Source organism: Clostridium lentum (assembly GCF_014287815.1).
Classification (GTDB): domain Bacteria; phylum Bacillota; class Clostridia; order Clostridiales; family Clostridiaceae; genus Clostridium; species Clostridium lentum.
In genome coordinates, this window is record NZ_JACOOQ010000003.1 from 134,027 (window position 1) to 155,193 (window position 21,167).

Here is a 21,167-nt window from a genome sequence, read left to right on the forward strand (position 1 = left end):
AACTAAAATATTATAATTTAAAGTTTTTAATGAAAGATATAATAAAATGTGAAAGGAAAAAATAAATATATGTAATCGAAAGTATGTTTTGTTAAAATATAAAAATGTGATAGAATATTATAGTTAAAAATTAAAGAATGGTTTTTGGAGGATTGAAGAGACATGGAAAATAGAGTTAAGTATGATGTAACTGACTTAACGTCACTTGAAAAACTTGAACCAGTAAGAGTTAGACCAGGGATGTATATTGGGTCTACTGGAACAAAGGGATTACATCACTGCATATGGGAAATACTAGATAACTCCATTGACGAAATTTCAAATGGTTATGGAAATAAGGCAAGTATTATCTTAAATAAAGATAAAAGTGTAACAATCATAGATAATGGTAGAGGAGTTCCTACGGGAGTACATCCAATTAAGAAAAAGACAGGTGTGGAAATGGTTTATACGGAACTTCACACTGGTGGTAAGTTTGATAATAAGAATTATAAAACATCAGGTGGACTTCATGGTGTTGGTGCAGCTGTAGTAAATGCACTATCAGAATGGTTAGAGGTAGAAGTTCATCAAAATGGCAATATATATAGACAGAGATTTGAATATGCTTTTGATAAAGAATTAGGCAAAGATATGCCAGGTACAGCAGTTACTACTTTGGAAATAGTAGGAAAATCAAAGGATACTGGTACAAGAGTAACTTTTAAACCATCAAAGGAAGTATTTAGTACCACAGATTTTAAATTCGATGTTATAGATGAGAGATTAAAAGAATTATCATTTCAAAATAAAGGAATATACTTAGAACTTATAGATAGAAGAAAAGATGAAGAAGTAAAAAGGGAATATTATTCAGAAAATGGTCTTTTAGACTTTATAAAATACTTAAATGAAAGTAAAACACCAATTCATCAAAATCCTATAATTTTTGAAGGTGAAAGAAATCTTGGAAACACTCAGATGTTTGGTGAAGTATGCATTCAATTTACAGATTCAACTACAGAGTATATAGCAAGTTATGTAAATAATATTCCAACAACAGAAGCTGGAACTCATGAAAGTGGATTTAAAACAGGAATGACTAGAGCATTTAAAGAGTGGGCTAAGAAATTAGGATTAGTTAAGGAAAAAGATAAAGAATTTGAGGGTGATGATTTAAGAGAAGGTATGACGGCCATCGTAAGAATCAAGATAACCAATCCTGTTTTTGAAGGACAGACTAAAACTAAGCTAGGAAGTTCAGAAGCTTATACAATGATGAATGATTTATCCTATACTAAGTTTTGTGAATGGATAGAAGATAATAAAGAAGTAGCTACAAGTCTTATAAACAATGCTTTAGCAGCAGCACAAAGAAGAGAAAAGATAAAAAAAATCAATGAAGCAGAAAAGAAAAAGGTAGGAAAAGGAACAGCACCTCTTGCAGGAAAGATAGCTGTATGTACTTTAAAAGATAAAAGTGTAAATGAATTTATCGTAGTGGAGGGAGATTCTGCCGGAGGTTCTGCAAAACAAGCTAGAGATAGAAGATTCCAAAGCATAATGCCTTCAAAAGGTAAAATTATGAATACTGAAAAGCAAAAACTTGAAAATGTCTTAGCATCAGAGGAACTTAAGATATTTAATACTGCTATAGGTACAGGAACTTTAGATAATTATAGAGAAGAAGATTTAAAATATGACAAAATAATAATCATGAGTGATGCAGATGTTGATGGATATCATATCAGAACATTATGGATGACTTACATTTATAGATATATGAAACCATTAATAACTAATGGACACTTATATTTAGCACAGCCACCTTTATATAAAGTTTATAAAACTGTAAAAGGTAAAGAAGTGTTTAAATATGCTTTTAGTGATGATGAACTAGAAGAAGTTAAAAAAGAAATTGGAAAGGGATTCTTAATACAGAGATATAAAGGACTTGGAGAAATGAATCCAGAGCAGCTTTGGGATACAACATTAAATCCAGAAACAAGAACCCTTTATAAAGTTACCATAGAAGATGCTGCCAAAGCAGAAAAAATGGTATCACTTCTTATGGGTGATGTAGTAGAACCAAGAAAGAATTATATGTATAAATATGCAGAGTTTTAAAATAGAGAAGAGGTAGAATTAAATATGGCAAAGAAAGAGATAAATATTCCTAGAGATAGGAACATAATGACGGTTCCAATAGAAGAAGCTATGCCAGATAATTATCTTCCATATGCAGTTGAAGTTGCAAAAGAAAGAGCACTTCCAGATGTTAGAGATGGGTTAAAGCCAGTTCATAGAAGGATTCTTTATGGATCATATCTGTTAAAGGCTTTTCCAGATAGACCATATTATAAATCAGCAAGAATAGTTGGAGATGTATTAGGTAAGTTCCATCCTCATGGAGATTCATCAGTTTATGAAGCAATGGTTATTATGGCACAGGATTTCTCAACAAGAGAACCATTATTTGATGGACATGGGAATTTTGGATCAATGGATGGAGATAGTGCAGCAGCGATGCGTTATACTGAAGCAAGACTTTCCAATATAGCTATGGAAATGCTTAAAGATATTGATAAGGATACAGTGGATATGGTTCCTAACTATTCAGATAGTGATTTTGAACCTAAGGTACTTCCTTCAAGATATCCTAATCTTTTAGTAAATGGTACATTTGGTATTGCAGTAGGATTGGCAACAAATATACCTCCTCATAATTTAGGAGAAGTAACAGATGCAGTGCTAGCAACTATAGATAATCCAGAAATAACTACAGAGCAATTAATGGAATATATAAAAGCTCCTGACTTACCAACAGGAGGAATATTAATAGGTAAGAAATCATTACTTTCTGCTTATGAAACAGGAGAAGGAAAGGTTACTTTAAGAGCTAAAACATCTATAGAGACATTGGAAAATGGTAGATTGGGAATTGTTATTACAGAATTCCCATATAGAAGATGTAAAGCGAAATTATTACAGACAATATCTGAAATGACTGGTGATAAGAAACATCAAAAAGTTCTTGAAAGTATAGTTGATATTAGAGATGAATCAGATAGAAGTGGAGTAAGAGCTGTAATAGAATTTAAGAAGTCTACTACAAGAGAATCAGTAGATAAGGTTCTTAAATATTTATTTAAGAAAACTGATTTACAATGTAATTTAAGTTTTAATATGGTTGCTTTAGCCAATGGAAAGCCACAAACAATGGGGCTTAAGACTATATTAATGCATTATATTGAACATCAAAAAGAAATTATTACTAGAAGAACTATAAAAGAGTTATCAATAGCAGAAAAGAGATTCCATATAGTTGAAGGTTTTATTAAGGCAATAAATATATTAGATGAAGTTATTACTACCATAAGATCTTCTAAGTCTAAAAAGGATGCTGGAATAAATCTTGTTACTAAATTTGGCTTTACAGAAGAGCAGGCTGAAGCAATTTTAGAGCTTATGCTTTATAGATTAACTGGCCTTGAAATAACAGTATTTCAAAAAGAATATGCTGAATTAGAAAAGAAAATAAGTAAGTTAAAGAAGATTTTAGCTAGCGAAAAAGAGCTTTTAAAAGTTGTTAAAACTGAATTAAAAGAAATCACTGACAAATATAGAAAACCAAGAAGAACTATGGTGGTGGAAAATGATAGTGAAGCTAGGATAGATGTGGAAGAGCTTATTGTTGTTGAGGATGTAATGATTACTTTATCAAAAGATGGATTTATTAAGAGATTACCAGTAAGAAGTTACACTAGATCTAATTCTAATGCTGATGATATAGATTATAGAGATGGTGATGAACTTAAATACTTATTTAAATCTAATACAGCAGAGAACGTCATAGTGTTTACAGATAAGGGAAATATGTATCAAACTAAAGGTATAAATATTCCCGAATGCAAATGGAAAGAAAAAGGTGAAAGAATTGATTCCATTATTAAAGCTTTAGATTTAGATGAAGAGACTATTATATCTGCAATGTCCATAAATATATTTGATGCAGAAAGAAGTTTTCTATTCATTACTAATAAGGGTACTATAAAGAAAAGTACATTAGACAAGTTTGTAACAAATTATAGCAAGCTACAAGCTTTAAAGCTTAGAGAAAATGAATTTGTTGTAAATTGTGTTCTTGTAGATAGTGAATTTGACGGGCAATTCTTAGAAGTAAAATCTAAACTAGGTTTAGAATTCAAGTTACAGGTACCAGTGATTGAAGATATGCAAAGAAATGTTTTAGGACAACAGCTATTTAATTTAACAGCAGATGATGAAGTTGTTGAAGTAGCTTATACTAATGAGTTTGAATACTATGAATTCTCTGTAGGACTTACTGCCAAGAATAATTTCAAAGTTTTTGCCAAAGCTAAGAAAAATGATAGATTAAAGGTAAATACTGATAATTTAAGTGATTTAATATTATTTAGTAATAAAGGTAATGTATATAAGGTTAAGGGATTCTTACTTACAAAGATCAATGAAAAAGAAATACCATTAACAAGTTTAGTAGATGGCTTCAGTAAAGGTGAAATAATTATAGATATTTACTCTATAAAAGATTTCACTATGGAAAAGATGCTGTACTTCTTCACTAAGAAGGGGATGGTTAAAAAGACTGCCTTAAGTGAGTATGGTGGAGAATATTTAGTTCAGCAAGGTTATAAATTCAAGTATGAAAATGATGAGATAATTGCTGTGAGAATGGCTGATGATGTTTTAAGTGATGTTATTATAGTAACTAAAGGTGGAATGGCAATTAAATTCTCCAGTGAAAATGTAAATTCAATGGGAAGAATAGCATCAGGTGTTACAGGAATTAGTTTAAGAGATGGTGATGAAGTAATTTCTGCAGATGTTAAGGAAAATCATGAAGATTTAGAAGTAATAAATAATGATATAATAACATTAATATCTAAAAATAAGGAAAAGAAAGAAATTAAGATGACAGACATTAAGTTACAAAATAGGGCTGGAAGAGGAAGTATAATTATGGTAACAGAACTTAATGATGAAATAGTAGAAGTAAACTTTTAATTGATAAATACAGTAGATATATTGGTGAAAAATACAATATTCTACTGTGTTTATTTTTTAAAAACGCCAAATGAATAAAATACTACGCAAAAACACAGAAAATGATAAGTTTAATAATTGAGAAAATATTATTAAAATGTTAATATAAAAAATGAGCTCTTTAAAATTAAATATTATTAAAATATATAAAAAAAGAGGTGATTATATAGTCGAAAAAAGATAATAATTAGAGAGGAGTGAAGAACAAATGAATAAAAAGTTAGTTTCTATTATTTGTGCAGCAACATTATTTTCTCAAACATTACCTGTTGATACAATTGCAAAAACAATTAAAGAAAGTGTTATAAATAGCGATAAATCGCAGGTTGATGCTGAAGAAAATAATAAGGAAGAAGATGATTCAAGTACTGATGAAGTAAACAAAAATGAAAAAACTGAATCAAAAGAAGAATTAGGACTTGATAAAGTTACTTTTAATGCATATATAGATAAAACTAATGAACTATTGTTTTCTATTGGATTTGATGAAAAGGAAAAGAAGTTCGTTGTTAGTGAACAATCTGAAAAGAATATATCAGAAGAATCTCCAGAAGAAACAATGTATAGGATAAAGATATTTGATAAAGAGCAAAAAGAAAAGTTTTCAGTAGAACTTAAAGGTAAGGATACGGGAAATTCTGAAAAGTTAGAGCCATTAAAAAGCTTAAACTATGAAGTAGGAGATTTTATACAAATAACACCTACTGATAGTAAGGATGTATTAAAGATTACTGGTAATATTCAAGGTGATGTGGACAAGCAAAAGGAAGATTATTCTGATGGAATTGATAATTATGATTATATTGGAAATGTAAGATTCCAAGTAGAAGAAGATCATCTTAAAACTGTATATAATGAAGCACCAGTTATAAGTGGACTTACAGATATTGAAGAATCAGAAAATCCTACGAATGATATTTTTACAGGAATATCAATAAAGGATGATTATGATGGAGATATTGATAATTCTAAGATTGTACCTTTAATAACAGAACTTGAAGATGGAGTTTTAGATGTAAGTTATACTGTTGAAGATAGCTGGGGTAGAAAAGCAACTGGTAAGAGAAAGATTTCACCTAAGAAAGTTGAACAAGAAGAAGTAAAGCAAGAAGAAGTAAAGCAAGAAGAAGTAAAGCAAGAAGAACCCCAAATTATTAGGGAAGAAATAAATTTACGTACTGCAAGTACAAATAATAGTACAAGCCAAGCTACTACTGGATTAGCTGCCAATGAAATAACAGTGGAAGGTACACCTTATTTTAATGGACAAAAAACAAGATTTTTAATAAGGTTTGATACTACAGCAAAGCAAATTCAAATTGCTGATCAAGATGGTAGAAAATTAAGTAATACTGGAGATAGTGAGTATTTTAAATTTGTATTATATGATAAGGATATGAATGAAAAAGCTTCGGTATCTTTATTAGGAAATGATAAAAGTGATTCTGATAAGTTGGATAAAATTGCCAATCAACTTTATGAAGAAGGAGATTACATAGGGATATGGCATGCAGAAACTGAACAAGGAACAAGTGATACTTCACAAGATTCTAATATAGTTAAACCTAAGCTTAAAATAGGAGGAAATATAAGTGTTTATCAAAAGACCAATAATAGTACACAAAATAGAACTAGCAGTACAACTAAGGATTATTCTAATGGTATGGATAATCAAGATATTTCATCTAGAAGATTTAAAATTACAGCAACTGGATTACAGGAAGTTACAAATGATGCACCAACAATTAAAAACTTAGAAGAAAAGTCGATTTCAAGAGGGGAGTCATTTGATCCCTTAGACGGAATAAAGGAGAAAATCACTGATGATTTTGATAAATTTGATGCTGATAATTTAGATACCAAGGCTGTTTCTATAACGTATACTTCTTATGATGTAAAAAAAGTAGGAGAACAAACTATAACTTACACTGCTACAGATAAGTGGGGAAAATCAAGTACTACAACAAGAAAATTAACAGTTACATCAACTAACCCAATGGATGCTAAGTATATAGAATTTAAAAATGGAAATCAAAGTTTATTTAAAATAAAATTTGATTCAGTAGAACACAAACTATTGATAGATAATTTAGAAAATATACAAGATACGAAAATAGATCCAACTGTATCATCATCTATATTTAAGTTAAAAGTTTATACTAAAGGTGGAGTATTACAAAAAACATTAAATATTAAAGGTACTGATAATTTAAAAACTGTATTAAAGAAGTTTGATGGGTATAAATATAATGTAGAAGATTATATAGAAGTATGGTCAAATAATCCTAAAAATATAGTAATTCATGGTGTAGATAGAGAGACAAAACCAAATGGAACAGTACAACCACCTTCAATTAGTACACCGGGGCAAGATTCAACTGAAACGCCACAACAACCATCAACTGAAGGAGAGGGTTCAGGAGGAAATCAAGAACAAGCTTCAGGAGGAACTCAAAATGGAAGTGGAAGCTCAGGAAATAATGGACAAGAATCTTCAGAACAAAATACTAGAGAAGGTAATTTAACTCAAAGTGGTAACTCAGAAGAATCAAGTAGTACAAGTGAAAAACAAGACTCTAATGATTATGAAAACTATGAAAATGGAATTGATAATACAGATTTTATGAAAAATGTAAGATTTGAATTGAAAGATACTAAATTAGTTTATGTATATAATAGTGCACCTAAAATTAAAATAGATGATAAAGTTAATTTAGAGTTTGATAGAAATCAAAATATAAGTGAAGAAGATTTAAAGAAAAAATTAATGGAAGGCATAACTGTTAGTGATGATCATGATAAAGGTGAAGAGCTAAAAGAAAAAGTTATAGTAGGAAACCTTGATTTAACTACTATAGGTGAAAAAGAAGTTGAATATAGAGTTGTAGATAGCTGGGGAAGAAGTTCATTAGTAAAAAGAAAAGTAACTGTATATCCTTTAAATTCATTGGAGTATAATTATATTACTCTTAGAAATAATGAAACATTTGACCCTATTTTAACTATTAAATTAAATGATGAAACTAAAAAGTTTGTAGTTGATAAAATTGACAGAAGTAAAATACCAAGTAGTTTAAAAGATAATGATAAAGTATTTGAACTTAAACTTATAAGAAAAAAGAATGAAAATTCAAGTACTAAAGCAAGTGAAGAAAATTCAGTTGGTAAAGGTGAAGAAGTAGTTAAAACTATAACTTTAACTAAGGCAGATTTGATGAAGGATGATAAAGTTAATGAAATTAATAATTTATCATATAAATATTCTGATTATATTTCTTTATGGGTTTATGATTCTGAAGATGGTATATTTATTTCTGGTAAATCAGATGTAATATTAAATGGTTTTGAAGCTTCTAGAAGTCAAGAAGCTATGAAGAACACTAGATTTGAAATTAAAGAAACTGGTTTAGAATCAATATATAATGAAGCACCCAAAATTATAGGATTAAATGAAAAATTATATGTATATAAAAATGATGATATAACTCAAGCTGTTGCAACAAGAAATCTTGAAGTAAAAGATGATAGTGGTGATATTAATATTGATAGTATAGAAGTTACTGATGTTGATGGAAATATAGTTAAACCTGAAAAGAGTGAAAGTAACTCAAAAAGTAAGTTTAAATTTAAATTAAAATCTGAAGATAGTAGTGAAGATAAATATATAAAAACTAATGAAATTGAAGAGTTTAAATTAAATTATAAAGTTACTGATGCTTGGGGAAGAAGTACTACATATCAAAGAACTGTATCTGTAATATCAAGATCTGTATCAAATGATATTGAATTTTACAATGAGAATGGAAGTGAAAATTTATTTTCACTTAAGTATAATCCTATATCAAATATATTTGATGTAAGTAAAAAAGAAAATAGTCAACCTTCACAAGGAGAACAAGAGCCTAGTGAATCAGAAGATCCATCTGAACAACCACCACAAGGAACAGATAGTTCAAATGGTGAGCAGGTACAAGCTAAAACTGGTGATGCTGATAATAGAAATGATATAGTACAAACGTCACCTTCAATTAATGGTGAAGAAGGAAGTTCTTCAGGTACAAGTAGACCAGAAGAAGGAGCTACTCCTCCAGAGCAAGATTCAACTATACAAAATCCTGATAATTCACAGGGGGTAGAACAACCGGGGGGAACTGGAGAAAGTAATAATCAACAAACAAAAAATGAAATTGTATTTAAATTAACTGTATTTGATGTTGATGAACAAGAAGTTGGAAAAATTGAGTTAACAGAAGAAAAAGCAAAAAATATAGAAGAATTAAAAAAAGAATTAGAAAAAATAACAATTTATGATGATTATTATGTTGCATTATGGAGTAATACACCAAAAAGAATAAGAATTCAAGGTGAAGTTAAAGATAATGATAAATTAGGTGAGGAAGAAAACAAAAGTATTAATTATTCACAAGGAACAGATGAAAGTGATTATATTGATAATGTAAGATTTCTTTTTACTGTAGATGGAGTTAGTGCTATTTATAATAAAGCACCTAAAATAAAAATTTTAAATACTGAAACACTTGCGGCATATGCTGGTGATATTATTGATTATACAAAAAATATAGAAGTAAAAGATGACAGAGATAATCCAACAGGTAATCATGTTATTGATAATTCAAAGATAAAAATTACTATTGTTCCAAAAGAAACTAATAGTGGAGGAACACAACCTGATGGAAATCCAGGTTCAAGTACTGAAATAGAAAGTAGTCCAGATTCAGGAAGTGGGGGTGATTCTAGCTCAGAAAATACAGAGCAAACTACAGAAAATGAAGAAGAAGCTCTTATAAATGATGAGCCTTCAAGTGGAAGTGGTGATTCAGGTGAGGATAATGACCAAAATGAAAATGATAGCTCAAGTGAAGAAGATGATTTAAACAAAACAGAAGAAGAAAAGTTCTTAGAAGAACAAAAGAAGCATTTAAAAATAGGTAATAATAAAGTTAGATTAACAGTTGCAGATAGTTGGGGAAGAACAACAACAATTGAAAGAGATTTATTGATAAAAAATGGTATTGATAAAAATGAAATTATATTTAAGTCTGGGAGTGGTCAAGAGCCAATAAGAATTAAATTTAATCATGAGACTAAAAAATTAAATATTACTACTAAAGATGAAAAGTTTAGTAATAGTTCAAATCCGGATTATGTAAAAATTTCAGTGCATAGACCAAATGAAAATGGTGTTGGGGAAACTGTTATTGTTCAAGAAATAAGAATTAATGCATCACAAACAGTTACAGCTAGTATTTTGCAAAATTTGAAGGATTATACATTTGAATATGGAGATTATTTTGAAATTTATCATGGACATCCACAGTTGCTTTATATAACAGGTGGTATAAATGATCAAAGAGAAGATTATACTGATGGAGTTCAAAATCCTGAAAACTTATTAAATGTAAAATTTGTAATTACTGAAAGTGGATTAAAATCAATATATACTAATCCAGATAAAAATAATATAAATAATAATAAAGTTGTATTTGGACCAGTTGCTCAAGAGAAATTTCCTTTCAAAATTCAAATTGATTTTGAAAATAAAAAATTTAAAGTAGTAGAGGCAACGGGAACAGAGTTAAAATATGGTGATAGTAATATTGTTTATAAAATAGCTCTTATACGAAAAGAGAGTAATGGAAGTACTAGAATAGTGAGACAAAATGAGTTTCGAGGTAATGATTTTGGTAAACAAATTATGGATACTAGCAACGAAGATTCGAATTTTAACGGTAAAAACAAAAATTGGAATGGTCAAACATTTGAATATGATGATTGCTTATATTTATGGCATGATGAACCAAATAGATCCATTATAAAAGGTGATATAAAAAATGCAAGAGAAGATTATAGTAATGGTGTTGATGATCCAGATAATATGAATCATGTTGTATTTAGGTTAACTAGTGAAGGAGTAGAGTCTATATATAATAAGGCACCTGAAATAAAAGGTGTAGAAGATATAGATGTATATCAAAATGAAGTATTTAATGTCGGTAATGGAGTAACATATACTGATGATCATGATCCTAATAATTTAACAAAATCAGTTGCTCTTAAACAAAATGGCACAACTACGGTGACAACTAATACTAATTCTAATAGCAATAATAATATAAATTGGCAACTTAACACAAGTCAGCTAGGTGAAAAAATACTAGTTTATACAGCAACTGACCGTTGGGGAAAAACTACAAGAGTAGAAAGAAAAGTTACAGTAAGACCTAATTTATATAAAAATGTATTTAAAGTATATCCTCAAATTGGTAATGAACAAGCAGGCACTAAACCTGGAGAAAATGGAGATAGTAATAGTTCAATTGAAAGTGCTAATCCCGGAGTAACTACTCCAGCAAATTCAAATTTAAAAAGTGGTAATACAGATGATTCTAATTTAAATTCAGGAAGTGAAAGTTCTGGAAACACAGGTTCAAGTAGTTCAAGCTCAGGAAGTAATTCTTCAACACAAAATAAACCTTGGCAATATGAAGAAAATAAAAATAGAACACCTGCATTTGAAATAGGTTTTGATACTATTACTAATAAATATAAGGTATATAATCAAACAAATGAAAGATTATCTAATGATAAATTAGATGAAACTGCATTTGCAATCCAAATTAAAAGTAAAAATGGTACTGAAAAAAAGAAAATTATTTTAACTGGAAATGATAGAGGTACATCTCCTAAATTATCAGAACTTAATGATTTAGAATATGTTGCTGGTGATATTATAAGAGTATATAGAAGTGATTTAAAAGGAATTGAAATCACAGGAACTGTAACTGGAGATATTCCAACTAATGATCAAATGAATAATGATAATAATAAATTTGATTATATGAAAAACACTGGATTCAAAGTTAGTAATGATGGGTTAAGTGCTAAATACAATAAAGCACCTGTTATAACTGGAGTTAAAAAGATTAGAACTATTAGTAAAGGTACTGTAGATTTATTAGATGGAATAAATGTAAGTGATGAAATTGATACAGATATATCTATAAATTATCTGTACATATATGTAAATGATGAACTTATAGGAACTGTAAATCAAAATCGTAATAGTAATGAAAATTCTTATAGAGAGTATGACTTTAATAAAGTTGGTACTTATAAAGTAAAATATTTACTTTATGATAAATGGGCAAGAACAACCATGATAGAAACTACTGTAAAAGTAGAATCTAAAACAAGAGAAAATGAAATAAAAGTTTATGGGCCTAATGATTTAGATTCAACAAATAATCCAGCATTTAGAATTACTTTTGATACTAAAAATAATAAAATTTTATTAAAAGGACCTAATGAAAATAGTATTGTAGATAAAGAAGATAGTGATGATGCTACTGAATCTGCAAATCAAGAAAATAATAATACTAATAGTAATCAAAATAGTGAAAATCAAGATTCAAGTTTAGCTAGAACAAGTACAGAAAATTACTTTGAAATTGTTGTAAGAAATTCAAAAGGGGAAGAAAAAGTTAATATATCATTAAATGGTAATACTGAACATGATAAAGAACAATTAAAGAATCTTCATGAGTTACAATTTGATAAATATGATACTATAAGTTTAAAAGCACAAAATCCTAATGCAGTTAAAATTACAGGAAATATTATTTCAGAAAATTCTAATGGAAATTCAACAGTTGCTAATTCTTATGAAAATGGTTTTGGAACAACTGATAAGTATTCGCAAGTTAGATTTAAAATAACTGATGATGGGCTTAAAGAAATAACACAAAAGAACTTAGTTATAAATGGAGCAACTAATACAACTATAAAAAGAGGAGATACTTTAGATCTTTTAGAAGGTGTATCAGTAAATGTTAATGATCAAAATAATGATGATTATAAATTAACAGTAGAAGAAATAACCTCTAATACTAAAACAGTAACTACTGAAGAGGATGAAAATGATACTGATGATTCAAGTCAAAATGGAACAACAACTGAAGATAAAAATAAGTTTACTAAATTAAAAGAAGGAACTTATACTGTAAGATATACTGCAACAAATAGTTGGGGTGCTACTACTACAGTTGATAGAGTAATAACTGTTGAACCTAGAACAGATTTAGAAAAAGTAAAGTTAACTGTAAAAGATAGAGATAATAATAATGTTCTTGTAATAGGATTTGATTCTATAGAAAGAAAACTTAGAGTATTGGAATATAAAAATAAAAGTATTGATTATTTAGATAACTCTCAGGTTTTTGAAATAAATGCATTTGATAGTTTAGGAAAAACTTTAGGAACTATTGCTTTAAGAGGAGATCAACAAATTGATGAAACTATAATAAATAGAATAAATGCATTCCCTTATGAAGAGGGTTATTCATTAAGTGTTTGGTCAAAAGTAATAGACAATAAAATAGATATAACAGGCAGTATTACTACTGAAAAAGAAAATTCTAAAGAAGAATCTAAAAAATATAGATATAAGAGAACACTTACTTCAGATGAGAAAAGAGATAAATTAGAAAATGGTAGATTTGAAATTTTAAGTGATGGATTAAAATATATCTATAATAATGCACCTGAAATTAAAGGAAACACTGATGTAGCAATTCCATATTACAAGGGTAACTTATTAAAGGCTCCAGATACTTTAACAATAATTGATGACCATGATGGTATAATAAGTCCAACTGAAGTAACGGTAAATGATGATAATGTTGATTATGATACATTAGGAATTCAAAATATAACTTATGTTGTTGAAGACAGTTGGGGAAGACGTGCAGAAAAGCCAGGTAAAATTGAAATTAGATCTGCTATGGATAGTAATAGTATAAATATTTATCCAAAAGAAAATTCAACAACTAGTGGAAGTACTTCAGAAAGCATACAACAACCTAATCAATCATCAGAAAATACTACTGAAGGAGAAACATCTCAAACTAGAACTACTGAAGCTGAAGGCGATAGTGAAAATACTAATCATACTCCAGGAGCTGGAGGTTCAGTAACAGAGGGAACTCAAACTCCAGCAGGAAGTACAGATGGTAGCACTGAAACTGCACCAGGAGAAAACGGTGGTAATAGCAATCAAGAGAGTAGTGGAGAAGGAGATACTACAACTCCAGGAGATGGAAATAATATTGATAATGCAGTTGTTAAAAATAGTTCGTTTTCTATAAAATTTATTAGAGATAATGAGCATAATAAAAATAGAATTCAAGTTATTACTGGAAGCAATGATGAAAAGGAATTTGATTCTAATAATCCTACTGGAACATTTTTAACAGTAAAGATTTATGATGCAAATGGAAAGGTATTAAAATCTGTAGATATTTTAGGAAGTGATACTGGAAAAAAAGCAAAAGAAAAAATAGAAAATGAATTAAATAAAGTTAATTCAGATTCAGAGTCTAAAGATGAAACAAAAGGCGAAGAAACAGAACAACCACAAACTAAAACCGCTTCAGATATTGAGGATAGTACAGAAAGTTCAACAAACTCAGCAAATGGAAGTTCTCAAGGTGGAGGTAATTCATCAAATAAAAATGACAAACAATTTGAATATTTTAATGGACAATATATTGCTATAGAAGGTGTAACTGAAGCAACAATGAAGTCTGTAAAAATCCAAGGAACTGTTGTTAATAAAGGTAATGATGTAACTTATGAAAATGGAGTTAGTGATATTGATAAAATTCAAAATGTTAGATTTAAGTTTACAGATTTAGGGTTAGAAGCAGTTTATAATAATGCACCAACAATAAAAATAGATAAAGACATTAAGCTAGATGGTACTAAAAGAAAAACTAATTCTAATGTAGAAGAAAATTCATCACAACCTACAAGAACTGCTAATACAGATGATTTTGATGGTACTAAAGGGGATGATTTTAATTACTTAAGAGGTGTTACAATTTCAGATGACCATGATACTTTAACTAAAGATAATGTAGAAGTTAAATGGAATGAAAAGTTTGTAGGTGATAATACTAATTATGAAAATGCTGAAGAAACTGTTTTAGAAAAAAGCTCAGATGGAGAACATACTTTAGCAGGAAATGGTATAAAAGTATATGGTGAGCAAAAAGTTGGTGAAAATACACTATATTATAAAGTAACAGATTCTTGGGGAAGAATTACTTTTGGAGAAAGAAAAAATATAATGTTAAAAAATGGTATAGTTCAAAATGTAGTTAAATTTGATTCTGATGGAAAAATAATAATGAAATTCGAAAAAGTAGAAGCTAATGAACAAGAAGTGGGAAAAATTAAAATAAAGTTTGAAGTTTCAGAATTTGATAGGCTTACAACTTCTACTCATGATAAGTATTATGAAATAAAAGTGACTAAACCACAAGGAGAACAAATAACTGTAACTTTAGATGGTATTTTTGATAAAAGAAGAGTATGTGAGGCTTTAAAAACAATTAATGAAAAAGAATTTCCTTATGGAACAAAAATTGAAATTTATGCAGGACATCCACAAATCTTTTCTATTGATGGACCAGTTAGAAATGCAGCAGAAGATTATTCAGATAAAGTTCAAAATCCAGAAAATCTTATAAATACTAAATTTGAAATTACAGATGCAGGATTAAAGGCAACGTATGTTCCTCCAACAACTGATCAAATAAATGAAAATGAAAATTTAATATCATTAGTAGCACCAGAAAAAATACCACTTAAGATTAAAATTTCTCCAAGAACCAATAATACTAGAACATCTAATGGTGGAACAATATCTATTATAGATAGTAATGGTACACAAATTGATTATGGAGTAAATAAAACTGTATTTACAATGGTGTTAAAGGGGGAAAATGGAGTTGTTAAAAAGACTATTACTATTAATGGTAATGTAAATGGTAATGCTCAGTCAATTAGAGATCAATTTAGGGATTTTAATTATCAATATGGAGATACATTAACTATTTCTCATACAACACCTAAAAAAGTTATTATAAAAGGTAATATAAAAGGTGCTAGAGAGGATTATTCTGATGGTGTAGATAATAGTTTAAATTTAACAGAAGCTGTATTTACATTAACGAAAGATGGTTTAGTAGCAACTTATAAATCTGCTCCTCAAATAATGGGAATGATTGATATTGAAGTAGAAAAAGGAGGAAGTATAGATTATCAAACATTAAAGGATAGTGTATCAGCTAAAGATAACATTGATGGAAAAATTGAAAATATACAGTATGGTAATGAAGATATAGATACATCTAAAGTTGGTATGTATGAATTTACATATACAGTTACTAATAGTAATCAACGTACTACTACAAAATCAAGTACAATAACTGTTTATGATAGACCAACAATTGCAACAAATAAAAATGCAATCATAGAACTTAATTCGGTAGAAAGTGATAAAAAATCTATTGAAAAGTATTTAAAAACAGCTGTAGATGTAAGTGATGATGATGATAAGCTTTATAATAAAACTACTAAGGTAGAAGTTAAAAGTAATGATGTTAATCCTAATAAAGCTGCTACTTATCATGCAACATATGTTGCTACTGATTTATATGGAAAGACAACAGAGAAAGAAGTTGATATACAAGTTGTTAGAACTATAAATGTAACAGTACCAACTAAGCTTCCATTCCAAGTTGTAACAAACTTAATGCCAAGTGAAAATCAAGATGAAATTACAGAAAATGATGGCTTTGTATCTGGAGTATTAAAATTAAAAAATAATAATACAAGTCCAGTAAAAGTTAGCGTTGCATCATTTGCTAAGAAAGCTAATTCAGGAGAACTTGAAATTGTAGACCCAGACTCTTGTAATTGGGAAGATCTTGGAATTGAGGAATCAATGAAAAAGATGGCATTAGGTATTTATGTAAAAGAAGGAACTTTAACAGAATCAAATTATAATACAGAAAGTAATCCTTTATGGTTATCAACAGATAAACAATCTAATGATACATCTAATATGGGTTCTCCAGGAGATTCAGAAGAGCCAAGTTCAAGAACTGGAGCAAATGAAGATTTTAATGAAAATCAAGTTAATGTAATAAATACCTCAATAGGAGTATTACCAAGAAGAGAAACAATGAGTTCTGAACCAAAAGAAGCTAGTATAGGATTTATAAGTAAACATGGTAAAAACTTTAAAGGTGGAAGTGTTACAGGAAAATTCCAGTTAGTATTTAAATTTGAATAATTAAAGAAAAAATAAAGGGAGCAGTTTAGATTAATTACTGCTTCCTTTTTAGTTTAATTTTTAGTGAATTAAATATTGCTATGATATAATTAAAGTTATATTATGATAGATAAAAGTTATTTTATATAACAAGAATATATTAAATTAAAAAGGAGAAATATATGAAAGTAGCTGTATTATTAGCAGAAGGATTTGAAACTATAGAAGCATTAACAACAGTGGATATATTAAGAAGAGCAGGTATAGAATGTCATACATTTGCTACAAAGAATCAAAAAGTAACAACATCACATCATATAACATTAAAGGCAGATAAAGTTTTTAATGAAGAAATTAAGGATTATGATGTGGTGGTATTACCAGGTGGAATGCCAGGAGCAGTAAATTTGAGAGATGATGAAAGAGTTATTAATTTATTAAAAGAGTTTAATAGTAAGAACAAAATAATTGCTGCTATTTGTGCAGGACCAATATCATTAGGTAAAGCTGGTATAAGTGAAGGTAAGAATGTAACATGTTATCCAGGATTTGAAGAGCAATTAGGAAACTGCAATTATCAAAAGGAATTAGTAGTTATTGATAGAAATATAATTACAGGAAGAGGGCCAGCAGCAGCAATTCCATTTGCTTTTGAAATATTAAAACAAATAGCACCAGAAAAAGTAGATGAGATAAAAAAAGCAATGCTTTTTTAAAAGGATAATTATGATGGAAAGATGGACTGTTAGAAATGTAAAGTTTAATACTATAGGTTTTGCAAAAGCATTAGGTGTTAGCCCTGTTGTTGCAAAACTTATGGTTAATAGAAGTATATATGAATTAAATGAAGCAAAATCTTTTTTAAATTCAACTATAGATAATTTGCATGATGGAAAGAGTATGAAAGATTTATCTAAAGCAGTAGCTTTAATAAAAGAGAGTATAGAAAACAATAAGAAAGTACTTATAGTGGGAGATTATGATGTGGACGGCATTATAAGTACTTATATTTTAAATAAGGCATTGAGTAGATGCAATGCCAATGTAAGTTTTCATATACCAGATAGAATAAAAGAAGGTTATGGAATAAATGAAAGTATAATAAGAAAAGCAGCAGAAGATAATATTGATGTCATTATTACTTGTGACAATGGAATATCTGCCATAGATCAAATTAAATTAGCTAAAGAATTAGGGTTAAAGGTTATAGTAACAGATCATCATGATATTCCATTTATAGAAAAAGAGGATGGAAGTAGGGAATATATAATTCCAGAGGGAAATTGTGTTGTAAATCCTAAGAGAAAAGATTGCAACTATCCATTTAAAAGTTTATGTGGAGCTGGAGTTGCTTTTAAGTTTATTGAAGAACTTTATAGGCAATTTAATATCCCTAAAAGTGAAGCTATTGAACTGCTACAATATGTTGCTATAGCTATTGTTTGTGATGTAGTGGATTTGGTAGATGAAAATAGAATAATGCTTAAAAAAGGATTGGAACTTATTAATAATACAAATAATATTGGTTTAAGGGCGTTATTTAAGGCAACTGGTTTAGAAGGAAAAATTATTAATGTTTACTCTTTAGGTTTTGTTATAGGGCCTAGCATTAACGCTTCTGGAAGATTAGAGCAAGCCATATGGGCATTGAAATTATTAATGGAAGAAAATAAAGAGTTGGCAGAAGAGTTAGCTGATAAGCTTCATGAATTAAATAAGGATAGGCAAGAATTAACAAAGGAAGGTTTGGAAAAAGCCATTGAAGTAATTGAAAAAAATAATATGAATAAAGATAAAGTTTTGGTGGTATATCTAGAAGATGTTCATGAAAGTATAGCAGGGATAATTGCAGGAAGAATTAGAGAAAAGTATAATCTACCAGCTATTGTGCTTACAAAGACCCATGATGGAGCTAAGGGGTCAGGACGTTCTATAGAAGAATATAATATGTATGAAGAATTAATAAAATGTAAAGATATTTTAGGAAAGTTTGGTGGACATCCAATGGCTGCTGGAATGTCAATTCCCAAAGAAAATATTGAAGAGTTTAGAAAAAGACTTAATGAACTTACAGTTTTAACTGATGAAGATGTAATTCCTAAGGTATCTATTGATATGCCACTTCAATTAAGTGAGATAAATTATGGACTTATTGATGAAATAGCTAAATTAGAACCTTATGGAAAAGGTAATTCTAAGCCAAGTTTTGCAGTGAAAAATTTAACTGTAAGAGGAGCTAGAGTGTTAGGTAAAGATAAAAACGTTTTAAAATTAAACTTAACAGATGGAAATTTGTTTATTGATGGTATATTTTTTGGTGATGTTGATGCTTTTGAGGAAGAAGTTAAAAATAGCTATGGTGAAATGGAATATATGAAACTTTTAGATGGTAATGCAAGAGGTATTAAAATGGATTTTGTTTATTATCCAGAAATTAACGAATATATGGGGAATAAAAAGGTACAAATAGTAATAAATAATTTTAGAATAGCACAATAATTGTAAAAAATAAAAAAAATATAAATTAGATTAATATAAAAGTATAGACATAATGATAAAAAATAAGTAAAATAGTATTTGATTAAAAAAGGGATATGTCAGTATAGTGGGCATATCCCTTTTGTAATTATATTACAAAAGAAAATTTAGGGGATGAATTATGAATAATAAGAGGATAATTTCGTTTTTATTAGCTGTAGGAGTAGTGGTATCTTCTATTTCAAGTGTTACTTTTGCCGATGTTGAAGAAGATGTTATTAATGCACAAGCTAAATATGAAGAATATCAAAAAAATGTAGATAAAATGACTGAAGAAATAGTAAAATTTAACAGTGAAATAGAACAATGTTTAGGAAATATTGAAGATGCAGAAAGTGAATTATCTACGTTAAATTTACAAATTCAAAATAATGAATTAAAAATTAAAGGTTTAGAAGAGCAAATAAAAGAAAGAGAAAAAATTAAAGACAAGCGTCTAAGAGAATATCAAAAAAATGGTGGAAATATTAATTATGCTACGCTAATTTTTCAAGCTGAAAATATTATGGATTTACTAGATAAGATGTATGTAACTACAAAGCTTATTAGAATGGATAGAGAAATAGCTGATAGTATTAATGAAGATAAGAAAGAATTAAGCAATATACTTGAGCAACAAGAATTAAATAAGCAGACAATTCAAGAGTTATTAGTAACCCTTGAAGAAGATAAAATACTATTAGAAGAAAAGAAAAAAGAGCAAGAAGAGTTATTAACAGAATTGAAAGAGGAACAGAAAAAATTCGGTGTAGAAGTTTTAGAAGTGGCAGAAATGGCATTATTAAAAGTTCAGGAGGATGTAATAAATGATTCAGGAAGCTCTATTAGTAGCTTAAAAGGTGCAATTAGTCAATTGCAGGCTCTAAAGGAAAATCAATTAACTATGGAAGGACCTAAAAATAAAGTAGATTCACTAATAAATGCTGCAAATGAAAGAATTAGTTATTTAGAAGAGCAAGCAAGATTAGAAGCAGAGCGTATTGCTCAGGAAGAGTCATCTAAAAATCAAACCCCAGATTATTGGTTTGAAATAAAAGGTGAAATTGCAACGGGACAAGATATTGTTAATTATGCTTATAATTTTTTAGGTCGTCCATATGTTTGGGGAGCAGTAGGACCAGATACATTTGATTGTTCAGGATTTACAAGCTATGTGTATAGACATTGTGCAGGTATAGAAATAACAAGAACTACATACACTCAAATTAATGTAGGAGTTCCTGTTTCATATAATAATATGCAACCAGGTGATTTGGTATTTACTTATAACAATGAACATGTTGGAATTTATGTGGGAGGTGGAATGTACATTAATGCTACATATCCAGGTTCAACTGTAAGAGTTACACCTGTTACTAACTTCTATGCAGCTAGAAGAGTATTATAAAAGTAGAGGAGCTATTATTTAAAATAGCTCCTCTACTTT

The 21,167-nt window shown here is 28.7% G+C and carries 6 protein-coding genes; all 6 read left to right on the top strand.

All coding sequences use genetic code 11. The features are described 5' to 3' along the window. Positions 1-162: 162 nt before the first annotated feature. Positions 163-2,106 (top strand): DNA gyrase/topoisomerase IV subunit B, encoded by a 1,944-nt coding sequence (locus tag H8R92_RS03130; RefSeq protein WP_186834706.1) that lies wholly within the window; start codon positions 163-165, stop codon positions 2,104-2,106. Positions 2,107-2,130: 24 nt separating this feature from the next. Then, entirely contained in the window at positions 2,131-5,025 is a 2,895-nt protein-coding gene (locus H8R92_RS03135) for a DNA topoisomerase IV subunit A (protein WP_186834707.1), read from the top strand. 247 nt (positions 5,026-5,272) lie between these two features. After that, entirely contained in the window at positions 5,273-17,224 is an 11,952-nt protein-coding gene (locus tag H8R92_RS03140) for a DUF5011/hyalin repeat domain-containing protein (protein ID WP_186834708.1), read from the top strand. Between the two features lie 161 nt (positions 17,225-17,385). Continuing rightward, positions 17,386-17,919: a DJ-1 family glyoxalase III gene (locus H8R92_RS03145; RefSeq protein WP_186834709.1), complete on the top strand. Its 534-nt coding sequence runs from the start codon at positions 17,386-17,388 to the stop codon at positions 17,917-17,919. Positions 17,920-17,929: 10 nt separating this feature from the next. Continuing rightward, positions 17,930-19,702: a single-stranded-DNA-specific exonuclease RecJ gene (gene recJ, locus H8R92_RS03150; protein ID WP_186834710.1), complete on the top strand. Its 1,773-nt coding sequence runs from the start codon at positions 17,930-17,932 to the stop codon at positions 19,700-19,702. 160 nt (positions 19,703-19,862) lie between these two features. Further along, on the top strand, positions 19,863-21,128 hold the full coding sequence (locus tag H8R92_RS03155; RefSeq protein WP_186834711.1) for a C40 family peptidase: 1,266 nt from the start codon (positions 19,863-19,865) through the stop codon (positions 21,126-21,128). Positions 21,129-21,167 lie beyond the last annotated feature (39 nt).